We start from the raw sequence: 14,522 nt of genomic DNA, 5'->3' as shown, positions 1-14,522 counted from the left end.
CCTCCTTCTTAAGCTTCTTCTTCTTTGTAGTCGATACCTAATTCTTGGCTAATGCCTGCATACCCTTCTGCTTCTAGACGCTTCGCTAAATCTGCGCCACCCGTCATCACGACACGGCCGTCCATCATAATATGAACCACGTCAGGCGTGATGTAGTTTAAGAGACGTTGGTAGTGAGTGATAATTAATGAACCGAAATTATCTCCTCGCATTTCATTGATTCCTTTTGCTACAACTTTTAGGGCGTCAATATCTAGACCAGAGTCAATCTCGTCTAAGATGGCAAAGCTTGGTTCTAACATTAAGAGTTGCAAGATTTCGTTGCGTTTTTTCTCTCCACCAGAGAAGCCTTCATTTAAGTAACGTTCAGCCATCTCTTCAGGCATATTTAAAAGTGCCATTTTTTCATCTAATTTGTTGATGAATTCCATGACAGAAATTTTGTTATCTTCGTCGCGTTTAGCATTCATTGCTGCACGCATGAATTCGGCATTCGTGATTCCAGGAATTTCACTTGGGTATTGCATTGCTAAAAAGAGGCCTAGACGTGCTCTTTCATCCACTTCTAATTCTAAGATGTTTTCACCATCTAAAAGGACTTCGCCTTCGGTTACTTCAAAATTTGGATTGCCCATAATCGCAGCAGAGAGGGTGGATTTCCCTGTGCCGTTTGGTCCCATGATGGCATGGATTTCTCCCGTTTTTAAGGTTAGGTTGACCCCTTTTAAAATTTCTTTATCGTCAATTGAAACGTGTAGGTTTTTAATTTCTAAAACAGACATGTCGATTCCTCCAAATTCTTTTTTTCATTCTCACTCATTGTAGACTAATTGAGAATGAAACTCAAATAATGAACCTATAAAATTTGATTTATTGACGATTCTTTTGAAAATCCGTAAAATAAAAGCAAGAGCAAGTGAGGAGAATGTTTATGCGTTATCAACTCAAACCAATTACCAAAGAAAATTGGCAAAAAATCGCACAGCTGCAAGTCGCCCCCGAGCAAAGACACTTGATTGAAGACAATCGTGATTCCTTACTAGAAGCTGTTTATGTGAAGGATTTAAACTGGACGCCAATTGGCCTTTACGTAGATAACCACCCGGTTGGTTTTTCGATGATTGGAGCAGAAAACAAAACCGATCGCTCCATTTGGCTGGATCGCTTTATGATTGCTCACCAACACCAAGGTCAAGGCTATGGCCACGCACTCTTTAAAACGGTTCTAAATTATTTGTTGCAACATTATCCGATCGAAACGATTTACTTGAGTGTCCATGCCGAAAACAGCCAAGCTTTTCCCTTCTACGAGTCTTTTGGGTTTATTGACCTTGAAACCATCGATCCGATGAACGGCGAAAAAATCATGGCCTACGAGCGAAACAAGGAATAAAAAAAAGCCCAGACTTTCCCCTTCTTCTTGATAGGAAGAGTGTGAAAAGTTTGGGCTTTTTTCTTAGACCTTTTTAACAAAACTTTGATGACACTTCGAGCAGGTCACTTTTATTTTTCCACGGCCTCGTGGTGCACGCAATTGTTGCTGACACGTCTTGCAACGAAAATAAGCGTACGTCTTTCGATCAGAAAACTTCTTTTTCATGAGTTGCCATTTTTTTAAGTATTTCATGCGCCAGACAATGAATTTTTGGTTTTCATTGGAACGATGGTATATTTTTTTCGATAGCAATCGGATATAGGCCCAAATGAATAGACCGTAGGCAAAAATGCGTAAGGGCCATAGGATGCCAAAGTTGGCAAAAAATAAGAAAATCAAACTGCTGACAATCAGCGTTTTATTTAAGGCGTCAAAGCGCCCATAGCGACCTCTCATAAAGTGTTGTAACTTCATCCGTAAATTCATAAACATGGAACCAGACTCCTTTCACCTTCTTCTATTTCTCATTTTAGCATGGAAGAAGGTGAAATACCGGGACTTCACAAAAAGTTCAAGAAAAAGCGAGGAGTTTTCGTTTTCTCACAACTTTTATCATTTCGCTAAGACAATCAGATTCCAATCTTCATTGATACACGCTTGGAGACTAATCGCTTCTCCCTTTTGATTAAAAATAGTGGACCAATAGTCCTTGCCATTTTTTCCATAACCATAATCATTCACCGTTAAAATCGAATAAACCTTATAGTTACGGCTCTTACCATTCGAATCGGTCACTTGGATAACGGAACCTTTTTTCAATCGGAAGATGCCAGAAAAAGCACCTGGATTGTGACCAATGATGTGCGTCGTTTTCTGATCGTTGACTTTCCCATTTCCACGCCAATACCCTGCCTTGTTGCCACTTGGGGCGCTCGTTTTTCCTTGGCTGTTGACCAAGGATATCGTCTGACCAGAAAAGGTTAACTGATTCTTTTTAAGCTTCTTTCCTTGCGTTGGTAGGACCGTTTTTTTCTTAGGTGCTGCTACAAGCTTCGGTTTGGCTTTCACCGTCACTTTTTTCTGGTTTACGACCTTTATTTTTGATTTTGTTTCTGGCAATCGCTTTTCCACAGATATTCTTTCAAAATCACTTGTCTCACTCATTCCTTCGACACTTAGCATTAACAAGAGACTGACACCTAAACTGATTGCCAACATGAAACCGAACCGCTTCTTTTTCAAAATAAGACCTCCGCTACTATTTTTTACTTAAAGGGCACATCCCCTCTATGGTCTTTTATCGGAGTACTTTTTCAGCGGTTCAAACATCATGGCTGTTTTCTAATTTTCACGCAAAAATCAATCGGTCAGGGTGAACAAAAGAGGGGCGAGTTCAGGTGCTTCAAAATACAAGGTTAATTGTTCGCTTTCATCATAATTCGTATAAGGATAGGTCACAAACACCTCAACAAATCCATCTTTTCGTTCGGTGCGGTAACCAGGTGCATGGTAAGTATTTCCTTCCTCATCTGCTAAGTAACTTGGAATAAAGTCCGTATCCCATGGAGCAGACGCGTCATAACGGAAGTTCAGAGTGAAACCTGTCGCTGTGGCTGAAGCGGCTAGCACTTCGATGTCTGTACTTTCTGACCAAGTATAAGAAACTTTCTCAAAAGTAGCAGTTGGCGCTGTTCCTAAATCAAAATTCCAAGTTCCTGCGATTTTTTGTAGAGAAGAACCATTTGAAGACGTCTCACTAAATAGATGAATCCCTTCAATTTCCATTTCTAAACGTCCTGTTTCTAGAAAATCTTCTTCTGCTCGTGTTAAGGTAATCATATATTCCACTTGATTGTCTTTCCCATTGATTGCTTTCGCATCCTGATAATTAGCTTGCTTCCCTGTACCTTTCAACGCTTTCGTATCTGGAATCAGTTCAGAAATATATTCCCCTTCATTTTTAAAGCGAACTTCTAATCCTAAATCATCCACTTCTTTGAGTGCATTTTTTGGCTTTAAGAAATCAATCGTCAACTTGACTCCAATTTCTGTTGCATCGCGATAGACTTCTTCTGTCGTAATTTTGATTCCTTGATCGGTGACACTCAAAGGATTTTTGGCAACGAAATCAGATTCTTGTACTTTTTTTGCTTGGAATTCGCCAAATCCAAAAAAGGATTGCACTGCCTGAACAACGGGCTCATGCCAAACAACTCCGGCAACCAAAACACCCACTGCAGCAAATTGTAAAACTGGTACCCAATAATTCTTTTTCTTAGCAGATTTTTGTCGAATCTGTGCATAGGCTTGATCAAATCCTTTACGTGCTCCTGGTGAAAGTCTCTCTTCTTTTTTCATCTCTTCTTTAATCCTTTCTTCAAATCGCTTCATGGTTTGTTCCCCCTTCATTTTTTTGGTACATGTCGAATAATAATTTCTTGCCTCTGGACAGCTTCGATTTTACTGTTCCTGTCGGTTCAGCTAAGATTTCGGCAATTTCTTTAATGCTAAAGCCATTATAAAAATAGAGTACAATCGGAATGCGGTAGCGTTGGCTTAATTGTTGCACAAATTGATTCAATTCTTGTTTTTCGGTAAAAGTAGGTTCTTCGACCACACTGTTCTCTTCGATTTCTTCGAACCATTCTTCCTTCTTTAAATAATGTTTGCATTGGTTCATCATGATTTGACACAACCAAGTATAGAAATAGGCATCTTTCTTTAATTGATGTAAATTTTGATAAGCACTTAAAATCGTTTCTTGCAAGGCATCTTCAATGTCCTTTTCTTCTTTTAAAAAACGTCGTGCCATATTATATAAGATGACTTCATAGTTTTTAATCAGTTGAATAAAAGCTTCTTCATCCCCCTTTTTTGCTTTCTTCACTAGCTTTTTTGTTTCTTTCAACTAGCTCCCATCCCTTCGGTTAATTTGCGATACACTTATTAGAGTCAATTTCTTGCTAAAAGGTTGCATGACTTTCATTTTTCTTTTTTATTTTTGTCCTATCAAAAAAACTCTGACTCGCAAAGTGTTTCCACCAGGAGTCAGAGTTTCGTAGCTATTTATTTTTTCTCGTCTTTTTTCGGATCGTCTAACATGACTTTTCTTGAAAGGTTCACACGGCCTTGACGGTCAATTTCCATAACTTTCACTAAGATTTCGTCGCCTTCTTTGACCACGTCTTCTACGTTATTGACACGTTCATGCGCCAGTTGAGAAATATGAACTAAGCCATCTTTTCCTTTAATTAAGTTGACAAATGCGCCAAATTTCTCCACGCGAACCACTTTCCCTAGGTATACTTCGCCAACTTTGACTTCTTTCACTAATTCTTCAATGATTTGAATGGCTTTTTGAATCATTTCTGCATCAGAAGAAGCAATCGACACGTTCCCCTCTTGGTCGATATCAATCTTAACGCCTGTTTCATCAATAATGCTATTGATGGTTTCGCCGCCTTTACCGATAACCACTTTGATTTTATCTGGATCGATTTGAATCATTTCAATCTTCGGTGCATATGGGCTTAACTCTTTACGAGGCTCTGCAATCGTAGAAACTAATTCTTCTAGAATTTCCATTCTTGCTTTTTTCGCTTGTGCCAATGCTTCACGTAAGATTTGTTCTGTGATTCCTTGGATTTTAATATCCATTTGTAAAGCAGTGATTCCTGCTTCCGTTCCTGCAACTTTAAAGTCCATATCTCCTAAGTGGTCTTCTAAACCTTGGATATCTGTTAAAATCGTATAGTTTTCCCCATCTGAAACAAGTCCCATGGCAATTCCTGCAACGGGTGCTTTGACTGGTACCCCTGCGTCCATTAAAGCTAAGATTCCTGCACAAATACTTGCTTGTGAAGAAGAACCATTTGACTCTAAAACTTCTGATACAATCCGGATGGTATAAGGGAAATCCGCCTCTGAAGGAATCACTTGCGCCATCGCCCGTTCACCTAAAGCACCGTGACCAATCTCACGACGACCTGGTGCGCCTGAACGACCAGTTGATCCTACTGAGAATTGTGGGAAATTATAGTGATGGATAAAACGTTTTGATTCTTCAATGCCTAAACCATCAATAATTTGATGTTCGCCTAAAGGTGCCAAAGTACAAGTGGATAAGGCTTGAGTTTGCCCACGAGTAAATAATCCTGAACCATGGACCCGCGGTAATAAGCCAACTTCCGAAGCTAATGAACGCACTTCATCGACTTTACGACCATCCGGGCGAATTTTATCAATCGTGATTAACTCACGAACTACATCTTTTTCTAAATCTTCGGCTAGCTGTTTGATTTCTTTCGTTAATTGTGCTGCTTCTTCCTCTTCTAAGGTCAGCGCTTTTTCAGCATAGGCCGCTTTCACCATTTCTTTTACCGCTTCGATTTCTTCTTCACGAGCCAATTTTTCTTCTGTTAATACAGCTGTTTTCATTGTTTCGTAATAGGCTGCGTACACTTCTTGGCGTAACGCTTCATCGACTTGCAGTAAAGTAATTTCCATTTTTTCTTTACCAACTGCTGCGATAATTTCTTCTTGGAAGGCACACATCTCTTTAATTGCTTCATGTCCGAATAATAAAGCACCTAACATGTCTTCTTCAGAAACTTCTTTGGCACCAGATTCTACCATGTTAATCGCATCTTTGGTCCCTGCTACAGTCAATTCAATTTGGTTATTTTCTTGTTGCTCGATGGTTGGGTTTAAGATGTACTCGCCATCAATAAAACCAACGTCGACTCCGGCAATGGGTCCATCAAAAGGCACGTCAGAAATCGCTAACGCTAAAGAAGAACCTAACATTGCAGCCATTGCAGGTGAACAATCTTGTTCCACACTCATCACGATGTTTGTGACTTGAACCTCGTTACGGAAACCTTCCGCAAACATTGGACGAATCGGGCGATCGATCAAGCGAGCCGTTAAGGTAGCGTCTAAACTTGGACGCCCTTCCCGTTTGATAAATCCTCCAGGAATTTTACCAACGGCGTACATTTTTTCTTCATAGTTAATCGTTAAAGGGAAAAAATCTGTATCTTTGGCTGTTTTTGAAGCAACGGCAGCGGTTAAAACAACGGTGTCTCCGTAACGTACGAGAACCGCACCATTTGCTTGTTTTGCTAATTGTCCGACTTCTACTGAAAGTGGGCGTCCGCCCCAAGTCGTTGAAAATACTTGTTTTGTCATAAGTTTCTCCTTTTTGCTACAAGTTGTGACTGCTACTAAACAAAGAGAAAAAGTGAAGCGGCTTCACTTCTTTTCTTTGGTTAGTAGTAAGCCAATGCCAAACTTGCCTGCTTTTTCTTTATTTTTTGTGTTTCAAGTTGTCTTTTCACCAAATACATAGTAAAAAAGTGAGATTCGTAGGAACCTCACTTCTTTTTCCAATGATTAACGACGTAAGCCTAATGCTTGGATTAAGTCACGGTAACGGATTAAGTCTTTGTTACGTAAGTAAGCAAGTAAGTTACGACGGTGTCCGATTTTTTTCATTAATCCACGGTATGAATGGTGATCTTTTTTGTGTTCACGAATGTGTTGGTTTAACGTGTTGATATCTTCTGTTAAAACAGCGATTTGTACTTCTGGTGAACCAGTATCTCCTTCATGACGAGCGAATTTTGCAATGATTTCGTTTTTACGTTCTTTTGAAATTGCCATGTGTTTCCACCTCTTTCTTATATTTCCCCTATGACTGAGTACAACGTTGGTGATTCGTTAAACCAAGTAACAGGTGGTGCTTTTACGCACAGGTATACTTTACTGTATTCTTCCATAAAAAGCAAGTTTCTTCTTTCATTTTTTTTGCTGATTTGCTTTCATTTTCGTTGATGAAAGTAAAATAAGAAAAAACTCATTATGTTTCTTTTACCAGACGAATGACTTGCATTCATCGACAATTCTCTTTAATATAAATTTCAGCAAGAGAGAAATGAGGAATTTAGAGAATGCATACAATCAATACACAAGATTTTCAATTGCTGCTTGCCACTCAAGAGATGACGATTTTAGATATTCGTGACAAAGGTGCCTTCAACGAAGAACACCTAGCTAATGCCATCTCCATGCCAATTACTAGTTTACCTAACCGTTTAAATGAATTAGACAAAAACACCACCTATTATATTCTTAGCCATGCGGGTCGTCGCGCTCAGATCATCACTGATTTTTTAGTCAATCAAGGGTATGATGCCGTTGCGATCATTGGTGGAATGAAGGCCTATCGCCAAAGTTCTGCAGCCTAAAAAAAAGAATTTCAACCAATGAGCAAATAGGTTGAAATTCTTTTTTTCTTTTTATATACTACTTTTTGAATAAAATATTACGAATTCGAAGGAGTTTTTTCAGATGTCAACTTTACTCGCAGTAAAAGCACACCCCCTGATGGGAGAAGATTCAAAATCAATGAAAGTATTCTATGCTTTTTTAGAAAGCTATAAAAAAAGTAATCCCGAAGATGAAATCATCTTACTCGATTTATACAACGAAGATTTCCCTGAAATCGATTTGGATATCTTAACTGGTTGGAACGACTTACGAGCAGGCAAAGATTTTTCTGCTTTAACCGCTAGCCAACAAAAGAAAATCGCTCGCTTCAATGAATCGACCGAACAATTCTTAGCAGCAGATAAAATCGTTATCGGCAATGGTTTATGGAACTTAAATATTCCGACCCGTTTAAAAGCTTGGATTGACACGATTAACGTAGCAGGGAAAACTTTCCGCTATACAGAAGAAGGTCCCGTACCAATGACTGAAGGGAAAAAATTATTACACATTCAAGCCAACGGCGGCGTGTACAAAGGACAAGAATTTTCTTCTCAATACATCAAAGGCATTTTCAACTTTATTGGTGTCAACGATGTCCAACAAGTTTTGGTTGAAGGAGCCGACCACCAACCAGAAAAAACAGAAGAAATCATTGCGGCAGCTATTAAAGAAGCAGAAGAAGTCAGCTTAACTTTTTAATACAATCGCCTTCTATTGAAAGGGCGTTGCGACAACTTGTCGCAACGCCCTTTTTTCGCTTATTCTTCGTTTGCTTCTGACTTTGTTGGTTCTGTTTCTGCTGGCACTGGTTTTTCATACAAGCTTGAGATACTTGTATACCATTCAAAAATTGCTTGAATCAGGACTTTGGCTGCGGCATAGACAGGGATTCCTAGAATCACTCCTGCCAAGCCAAACAGTTTTCCTGAAGTGAGTAAAACAAATAAAATCGTAATCGGATGAATCGATAGTTGACTTCCAAGAATCAACGGTGAGACAAAACGGCCTTCGAGCGTTTGCTCAATCACAAAAACGATCAGGACTTTGACTAACAGTACCGGTCCCCCAACGATGCCTAGAAAAATAGCAGGAATCATTGCTAAAAAGGACCCTAGGTAAGGGATTAGATTTAAGAAGCCTGCTGCAATTCCTAAGGTAACCGCATAATCTAAACCAATCACTCCAAAACCGATGATAAACATCACGGCCACTAAAAAGGCAACGGTCAACTGGCCTCGAATATAAGAAGACACTTGTTGATTCATTTCTTTTAGTACTTTTAGAGTTGGTTGACGCCATTTTGTTGGTAGCGCCTGAACGGCATACGGCGCCAAGCTTTTCCCATCCCGTAAAAGATAAAATAAAATAAAGGGCATGGTGATAATCGCAATCACGACAGAAGCAACCGCTCCAAAGAAACTACCAATATTTTGGATGGTGACTTTGGAAATATTTTGTAAAATGTTGGTTGCCCATGAGAAGATTTTATCCCATGATTCTTCCAGTTGTTCTTGCACTTGCGAAAAAATCGGACTGGATAAAAAATTGTCCGCCGAATCTTCGACTACTTTGACATAACTTGGAAAATTATTAATAAAACTGACTGTTTGTTCTTGAATTTTTGGAATAATCACCACTACGCCCCAAATGATTAAACCTAAAACAAAAATAAAGAGCCCTAAAATGGCATAAACTCGCTTAATCCCCTTTTTTTCTAAGTAATCAACGACCGGATTCATTAAGTAATACAAAATGGCTGCCATGATAATCGGCAAGCCAACAATCGCTAAAAATTCTAAAACAGGCGTAAACAAATACGCCACTTTCGTAAAGACGAACAGATTACATAAGATTAATAAAAAGATCAATAGTCCCGTGACGACTTTATTGTTTAAAAACCAACGCCAAAACCATGAAAGAGGTGCTTTTTCTTGTTGATTCATCGAAACCCGCTCCTAACTTTGATAGATAATTTCCATCCCTAGTGTAATCGTTGGAACTTTCGCTGGAGTGAGATAAATCGTCCCCTCCATTTTTTCTTGTGGTTCTTCTGAAAAGACAAATGAAACGTGTTCAATTGTTTGTAAATTTTGATTGACGAATTTCCCAACGTAGGTGATTTGATAGACTTCTTCTCCAAAAATTATTTGCCCACCGACTCTGACATCGATTGCTTCAGGTTGTTCTATTTTTTGGATAATTGAATGTTCACGCAGCCCATCCGTCACTCCCTCACCGAAAAAAAGTAAAAGCGGTTCTTGATGATCGATTGCTTGCGCGCCAATATGAGTCACTTTTGCTACTTGTTTCAAAAAAGATTCCTCCTTTATGCTATGAATAATATAATTATAGCACATTCTTTTTTCTTACGTTGCGGAGTATGGTAAAATAAAGAAAGAATTAGTTCATTACTTTAGGAGGAGTTTTATGAAGCATAAAATGTTGTTAGGAACCTATACACGTCGTGAAAGCGAAGGGATATACTCACTGGAACTCGACACCCAAGCAAAAACACTTTCTGGTCTTACCCTCGTCCAAAAAGAAGAAAGCCCTACTTATTTAGCAGAAAGTCAAAAACAAGCCATTTATACAGTCACTTCAATCGACGGACGTGGCGGTGCTGCCGCTTATGACAAAGATTGGCGTTTCCTAAATGCCGTTACGGAAGAAGGCGCACCTTTGTGTCACCTGGCAGTCGATGAAGCACGTCAACTCGTCTACGGCGCAAATTATCACAAAGGACAAGTAACCGTTTATAAGATTCAGGCAGATGGTTCACTTGCAGCAGCAGATACTGTTTTTCATCAAGAAGAAACCGGACCACATGCCAATCAAGACCGTCCGCATGTGCATTATACTGGTTTAACCCCCGATGGTCGCTTGGTCGTTTGTGACCTTGGTACCGATGGTGTATATACCTATGACGTATCCGATGAGGGAAAACTGACACGTGTGGCTTTGTTTGAAGCACTTCCTGGAACCGGCCCTCGTCATTTAGTCTTTCATCCAAATGGAAAATATGCTTATGTTTTTGGAGAATTGGCTAATACGATCACGGTTCTTGCTTACAATGCCGAAATTGGCGCTTTTCATTCTCTTCAAACGATTTCAACGATTCCCGCAGACTTTACGGAATTCAGTGGCGGTGCAGCAATTCGTATCTCTACAGATGGGCGTTTCCTTTACGCTTCCAATCGCGGACACAATTCCTTAGCAGTCTTTGAAGTGTTTGAAGAAGGCACTCATATTGATTTGATTCAACTGATTTCAACCGAAGGAGACCACCCAAGAGACTTTGATCTTGACCCGACGGAGCAATTTGTTGTTTGCGCCAATCAAAACACAGACAACCTTACCCTATATGAGCGTGATTTTGACAAGGGTACGTTAACGATGCTACAAAAGGATCGCTACGCACCTGAATGTGTTTGTATTTTGTTTTAAAAACCAAGCGAAAAAAATGAAGGAGGGATTCGAATGTTTTCTAAAACACCGATCGAATTGTTATCAAAAGATTTTTCAAATATGTATAATAAGTGCCAGTCTATCTACGAACTTGTGACGAGCCGTCGTTACAATGAATCCTTAGCCATTTTAACCGCTGCCGAAACTTATGCGATTGCTGAAAAGGCCTATGTTCGTTGTGACACTTTTAAAGAATTGCAAACCCCTGCTGTCGAAGATTACGTCAATGCTTTCGATGACTTTTATTTCAGCTTAAAACAAGTTTTATTCCATGATGACCGTGATTTTGAAGCCTTGCGCGTCCAATTGAGAGCCATGCGTGAAGCCTATGAAAAAGTAAATACGTCCTTTAACTTATTTTAGAAATGAGGGAAAACACGTGACACCAACTGAAGTCTTAGACCGTTTACGAGAAGAATTAGAACTTCCTTTCTTCCAAGTGAAGGTTGAAGAAAAAATGTTCTCCGAAGAAGACTATCAACAGTTTAAAAGTGATTTACTTCGCTACTTTGATGAATATGTTCGAAACGTCGAAAATTAAAACGAGACGAGAGGTCCGCCTCTCGTCTCGTTTTTTACGCTCTTTTTGGTACAGGAATCAATTTATTCATGGCCACAGCGGTCAAGGCGCTCACTGCAATCGGCGAATCAAGTAAATACTGGATAAATTGTGGCGCACTTCCTTTTAACTCGGCAGGCATAAAGATTAGGCCTAGGGCAACAATCAAAGGAACACCGATGATGTATAATTCTCTTTCAGAGAACTCTTCATTTTTGATGACACGAAAACCACTTAACATGATAATGACACAAACCACGATAAAAACACCACCGATAACTGCTGCTGGAACGGCATTAATAAGTGCGGATAGCTTTCCTAAAAAAGACAACAGGATGAACCATACGGAAGCTGCCACAAAAACGACTTTACTCGCAACGCCGGTGATTGAAATAATTCCCGCATTTGTTGAATAACCGGTGACGGGTGTCGCTCCCACGAGTGAAGCAATCAGACAGCCGATTCCTTCGCCGATGACACCTTGGTTAATTTGTTCATCCGTCACTGCTGTTTCGGTCACCGAACTGACTGCATACCAAGTTCCGGTTGTTTCCGCCAATAAAACCATGTAAATGACTAGCATCGTCACAATCGCAGACAGGTCAAAATCAAAACCGTAATGAAGAAAGGCAACATTCGGCAAGCGGAAGAATGAAGCTTCTGAGACAGACGTTAAGTCGAGACCGCCCATAAATGAAGCAATCACAGAACCTAGAATTAAAGCAATAATGACAGAGCTAATCCGAAAAATCTTTCCTAATTGAGGAAAATAAACACCCAACATGGAGAACAAAATTAAAATGGCTGCTGTGATACCCGCTAATAAGACGTTTTGTCCCATACTTAAAGCATCACTTTCAATGAAAATATTCCCATTAAAAGCAGAAGGTAGTAAGGTTAACCCAACAATCATAATAATGGTCCCACTTACAATCGTTGGAATAAAACGACGAACAATGTGTTTATAAATACCGGTATAACCCAATATCGTAATTGCAATCGCTCCGACGAGGCTGGCGCCTAATACCGTATTCATCCCATTTCCACCAAGATAGATTCCGATAATCGCTCCAACTGGAACAAAAGAAGGTCCTTGACAGACAGGTAACTTTAAGAAAAACAAGACTTGAATGAGGGACGCAATCCCGGCCCCTAAAAAAGTCGATTGAATGAAGCTCGATGCGTCACCTGGTGGCATTGAAACTGCTGCGGCAATGATAAAAGGTACGACATACACATCCATTGCTAAAACATGCTGTAACCCAAGTAAAATTGCTTGGCCGGTTGGGACCTTATCATTGACTCCGATTGTTAAATGTGAGTTTGTTCCTTGCTTATTTGCTTCCATTCTTTTTGCTCTCCTCTTCTTTTGTATGAACAAGATTTCCTTGCACCCAAACTTGACGAATGTTTTCTCCTGTTGCCAAGTAGAGGATCTTTTGTAAAATCTCTTCGGGTTGTTCAAAAACGCCAAAACCATTGATTTGATGATGGGGAACATTCAAATCAAGAACTTGAACGTCAAAAGCATACTCAGGTTTGAGCACGCCAATAGGTAAGCTGAGTGCTTGGCCTCCTCCTTGAGTGGCTAATGAAAAGGCATCGATAACTGATATTCTAGCGTCTGATACGCCTCTTTCATTCATCGGTCGATTGGTATCTACCCCATCTTCCAACATGCGTGAAGAAATCACTGCTTGTTTGAGATTGTCATATAGGCTAGGTGAGAAACCACCAGAAATATCGGTGCCTAAACCCATTTCTACGCCTTGTTCTTTTCGTTTTTTGACTGGGAACACACTGTTGGCAAAATAACTATTGGAAATCGGACAATGCGCAACCGCAGTTCCTGTTTCAATATAAATCTCTCCATCCGATTCATTCAAGAAGTTGCAATGCGCCATGACTGATTTGTCGGATAATAAGCCATAATCCCGTAGGACTTCTGTATCTCGCTTACCAAAGCGTTCCAAAACAAAATCATGGGCCCATTGACTCTCGCTACAATGAGATTGCACATGCACTTGATGCTTGTCGACTAATTGACCGAGTCCGGCTAAAGCTTCATCGCTACAACTTGGAACAAAACGTGGGGTAACGACTGGATAAACCCCTTGCTTCACGTCTTTTCCTAATGCTTTGACTGCAAGAATAAATGCTTCTGTTTCTTGAATGGCACTTTCTGTCGAAGCATCGCGGTAAAAGCTTGGATTCATCTCTTCTAAATCCATCACGACCTTCCCAACTAAGCCGCGCTGACCTTGTTTGGCACAAATTTTAGCCAAGGCCAAGCTCGCATCATAATGAACGGTTGCAAAATATAAAACAGTCGTTGTTCCTAAAGAAAGTAAATGCGAGACTAAGTCGTTGTATACTTCATTCGCAAATTCGACATCTGCATATTTTGCTTCTAGAGGAAACGTACATTCATCTAACCACGTATGTAAAGGCGCACCTAAGGCAACGCCTGCTTGTGGCCATTGAGGTGCGTGAACATGTAAGTCAATAAAGCCTGGTAAGAAATACTGGCCCTCTTTTAATTCAACAAAATTGGTCGTTTGTCTTGCCGCTTTTAATTTTTCTTGATAAAGACTGGCGGTCGGTTGCAGAATTTCTTGAATCATTCCTGCTTCATCAACAATGAATAAGGCATCATTCAAAAATTCTAACTGGCCGTGCGTCGGTGTATGAAAAAATGAACCTTTAAAATATTGAACGCCCATATTAAATCCTCTCCTTTATGCATTTATTATACAAACTTTTCAGAAAAAACATCGAAACAACGTAACATTTCTCATCTAACATTAATCAATCGTTCGCCTATAAAGCGCTATCTCGATAAAAATCATA

At 39.8% G+C, this 14,522-nt stretch carries 17 protein-coding genes; 6 read left to right on the top strand and 11 right to left on the bottom strand.

Annotated features, from left to right (window positions below; genetic code table 11):
- Nucleotides 1-8 precede the first annotated feature (8 nt).
- The gene (sufC, locus tag ACYSNO_RS10790) at nt 9-782 is read right to left on the bottom strand and encodes a Fe-S cluster assembly ATPase SufC (protein ID WP_461731099.1); all 774 of its coding nucleotides are present in this window, start codon (nt 780-782) and stop codon (nt 9-11) included.
- A gap of 149 nt (nt 783-931) precedes the next feature.
- On the opposite strand from sufC, the gene ACYSNO_RS10785 reads away from it, so the two are divergent.
- On the top strand, nt 932-1,393 hold the full coding sequence (locus ACYSNO_RS10785; RefSeq protein ID WP_461731098.1) for a GNAT family N-acetyltransferase: 462 nt from the start codon (nt 932-934) through the stop codon (nt 1,391-1,393).
- A gap of 63 nt (nt 1,394-1,456) precedes the next feature.
- On the opposite strand, the gene ACYSNO_RS10780 is transcribed toward ACYSNO_RS10785, so the two are convergent.
- The 6 genes from ACYSNO_RS10780 to rpsO form a co-directional block, all read right to left on the bottom strand.
- The gene (locus ACYSNO_RS10780; protein WP_461731097.1) at nt 1,457-1,867 is read right to left on the bottom strand and encodes a hypothetical protein; all 411 of its coding nucleotides are present in this window, start codon (nt 1,865-1,867) and stop codon (nt 1,457-1,459) included.
- A 120-nt stretch (nt 1,868-1,987) separates the two neighbouring features.
- On the bottom strand, nt 1,988-2,617 hold the full coding sequence (locus tag ACYSNO_RS10775) for a sortase domain-containing protein (protein ID WP_461731096.1): 630 nt from the start codon (nt 2,615-2,617) through the stop codon (nt 1,988-1,990).
- A gap of 117 nt (nt 2,618-2,734) precedes the next feature.
- Nucleotides 2,735-3,766 carry a DUF4179 domain-containing protein gene (locus tag ACYSNO_RS10770; RefSeq protein ID WP_461731095.1) on the bottom strand — a complete coding sequence of 344 codons (1,032 nt, stop codon included), beginning with the start codon at nt 3,764-3,766 and terminating at the stop codon, nt 2,735-2,737.
- On the bottom strand, nt 3,753-4,283 hold the full coding sequence (locus ACYSNO_RS10765) for an RNA polymerase sigma factor (RefSeq protein ID WP_461731094.1): 531 nt from the start codon (nt 4,281-4,283) through the stop codon (nt 3,753-3,755). Before ACYSNO_RS10765 ends, ACYSNO_RS10770 begins: the two co-directional genes overlap by 14 nt.
- Before the next feature lie 158 nt (nt 4,284-4,441).
- Nucleotides 4,442-6,565 carry a polyribonucleotide nucleotidyltransferase gene (gene pnp, locus ACYSNO_RS10760; RefSeq protein WP_461731093.1) on the bottom strand — a complete coding sequence of 708 codons (2,124 nt, stop codon included), beginning with the start codon at nt 6,563-6,565 and terminating at the stop codon, nt 4,442-4,444.
- Between the two features lie 204 nt (nt 6,566-6,769).
- Nucleotides 6,770-7,039 (bottom strand): 30S ribosomal protein S15, encoded by a 270-nt coding sequence (rpsO, locus tag ACYSNO_RS10755; protein ID WP_461731092.1) that lies wholly within the window; start codon nt 7,037-7,039, stop codon nt 6,770-6,772.
- Between the two features lie 287 nt (nt 7,040-7,326).
- Between rpsO and ACYSNO_RS10750 the strand changes: the two genes are divergently transcribed.
- Together ACYSNO_RS10750 and ACYSNO_RS10745 are read left to right on the top strand one after the other, a co-directional pair.
- Nucleotides 7,327-7,623 (top strand): rhodanese-like domain-containing protein, encoded by a 297-nt coding sequence (locus ACYSNO_RS10750; RefSeq protein WP_461731091.1) that lies wholly within the window; start codon nt 7,327-7,329, stop codon nt 7,621-7,623.
- A 103-nt stretch (nt 7,624-7,726) separates the two neighbouring features.
- The gene (locus ACYSNO_RS10745; protein ID WP_461731090.1) at nt 7,727-8,347 is read left to right on the top strand and encodes an FMN-dependent NADH-azoreductase; all 621 of its coding nucleotides are present in this window, start codon (nt 7,727-7,729) and stop codon (nt 8,345-8,347) included.
- Nucleotides 8,348-8,406: 59 nt separating this feature from the next.
- Here the strand turns inward: ACYSNO_RS10745 and ACYSNO_RS10740 are convergent, their stop codons facing one another.
- Both ACYSNO_RS10740 and ACYSNO_RS10735 read right to left on the bottom strand, forming a co-directional pair.
- On the bottom strand, nt 8,407-9,591 hold the full coding sequence (locus tag ACYSNO_RS10740; RefSeq protein WP_461731089.1) for an AI-2E family transporter: 1,185 nt from the start codon (nt 9,589-9,591) through the stop codon (nt 8,407-8,409).
- Between the two features lie 12 nt (nt 9,592-9,603).
- Nucleotides 9,604-9,960, bottom strand: coding sequence for a PTS glucitol/sorbitol transporter subunit IIA (locus ACYSNO_RS10735; RefSeq protein ID WP_461731088.1), 357 nt, complete (start codon nt 9,958-9,960; stop codon nt 9,604-9,606).
- A gap of 115 nt (nt 9,961-10,075) precedes the next feature.
- Between ACYSNO_RS10735 and ACYSNO_RS10730 the strand changes: the two genes are divergently transcribed.
- The 3 genes from ACYSNO_RS10730 to ACYSNO_RS10720 are packed head-to-tail and all read left to right on the top strand — an operon-like array spanning nt 10,076 to nt 11,654.
- Nucleotides 10,076-11,092: a lactonase family protein gene (locus ACYSNO_RS10730; protein WP_461731087.1), complete on the top strand. Its 1,017-nt coding sequence runs from the start codon at nt 10,076-10,078 to the stop codon at nt 11,090-11,092.
- Between the two features lie 33 nt (nt 11,093-11,125).
- A complete protein-coding gene (locus tag ACYSNO_RS10725; RefSeq protein WP_461731086.1) occupies nt 11,126-11,476 on the top strand; it encodes a hypothetical protein in 351 nt (116 codons plus the stop codon).
- Between the two features lie 16 nt (nt 11,477-11,492).
- Nucleotides 11,493-11,654 carry a hypothetical protein gene (locus ACYSNO_RS10720; protein ID WP_461731085.1) on the top strand — a complete coding sequence of 54 codons (162 nt, stop codon included), beginning with the start codon at nt 11,493-11,495 and terminating at the stop codon, nt 11,652-11,654.
- A gap of 34 nt (nt 11,655-11,688) precedes the next feature.
- Here ACYSNO_RS10720 and ACYSNO_RS10715 read toward each other — a convergent pair whose 3' ends face one another.
- Nucleotides 11,689-13,020: a uracil-xanthine permease family protein gene (locus ACYSNO_RS10715; RefSeq protein WP_461731084.1), complete on the bottom strand. Its 1,332-nt coding sequence runs from the start codon at nt 13,018-13,020 to the stop codon at nt 11,689-11,691.
- Nucleotides 13,007-14,395 carry a guanine deaminase gene (gene guaD / locus ACYSNO_RS10710; RefSeq protein ID WP_461731083.1) on the bottom strand — a complete coding sequence of 463 codons (1,389 nt, stop codon included), beginning with the start codon at nt 14,393-14,395 and terminating at the stop codon, nt 13,007-13,009. Before guaD ends, ACYSNO_RS10715 begins: the two co-directional genes overlap by 14 nt.
- Nucleotides 14,396-14,522: the final 127 nt, after the last annotated feature.

The organism is Enterococcus sp. LJL98 (genome assembly GCF_054871745.1).
Note: the sequence above shows the minus strand (reverse complement) of the source record. Positions and strands in the feature narration are given on the sequence as shown.

Excerpts from the sequence above, each read along its gene's own strand:
- ACYSNO_RS10780 (WP_461731097.1), bottom strand. The coding sequence starts at position 1,867 with ATGTTTATGAATTTACGGATGAAGTTACAACACTTTATGAGAGGTCGC.
- ACYSNO_RS10750 (WP_461731091.1), top strand. The coding sequence starts at position 7,327 with ATGCATACAATCAATACACAAGATTTTCAATTGCTGCTTGCCACTCAA.
- ACYSNO_RS10740 (WP_461731089.1), bottom strand. The coding sequence starts at position 9,591 with ATGAATCAACAAGAAAAAGCACCTCTTTCATGGTTTTGGCGTTGGTTT.
- ACYSNO_RS10725 (WP_461731086.1), top strand. The coding sequence starts at position 11,126 with ATGTTTTCTAAAACACCGATCGAATTGTTATCAAAAGATTTTTCAAAT.
- guaD (WP_461731083.1), bottom strand. The coding sequence starts at position 14,395 with ATGGGCGTTCAATATTTTAAAGGTTCATTTTTTCATACACCGACGCAC.
- ACYSNO_RS10715 (WP_461731084.1), bottom strand. The coding sequence starts at position 13,020 with ATGGAAGCAAATAAGCAAGGAACAAACTCACATTTAACAATCGGAGTC.
- ACYSNO_RS10745 (WP_461731090.1), top strand. The coding sequence starts at position 7,727 with ATGTCAACTTTACTCGCAGTAAAAGCACACCCCCTGATGGGAGAAGAT.
- ACYSNO_RS10785 (WP_461731098.1), top strand. The coding sequence starts at position 932 with ATGCGTTATCAACTCAAACCAATTACCAAAGAAAATTGGCAAAAAATC.
- pnp (WP_461731093.1), bottom strand. The coding sequence starts at position 6,565 with ATGACAAAACAAGTATTTTCAACGACTTGGGGCGGACGCCCACTTTCA.
- sufC (WP_461731099.1), bottom strand. The coding sequence starts at position 782 with ATGTCTGTTTTAGAAATTAAAAACCTACACGTTTCAATTGACGATAAA.
- ACYSNO_RS10770 (WP_461731095.1), bottom strand. The coding sequence starts at position 3,766 with ATGAAGCGATTTGAAGAAAGGATTAAAGAAGAGATGAAAAAAGAAGAG.
- rpsO (WP_461731092.1), bottom strand. The coding sequence starts at position 7,039 with ATGGCAATTTCAAAAGAACGTAAAAACGAAATCATTGCAAAATTCGCT.
- ACYSNO_RS10730 (WP_461731087.1), top strand. The coding sequence starts at position 10,076 with ATGAAGCATAAAATGTTGTTAGGAACCTATACACGTCGTGAAAGCGAA.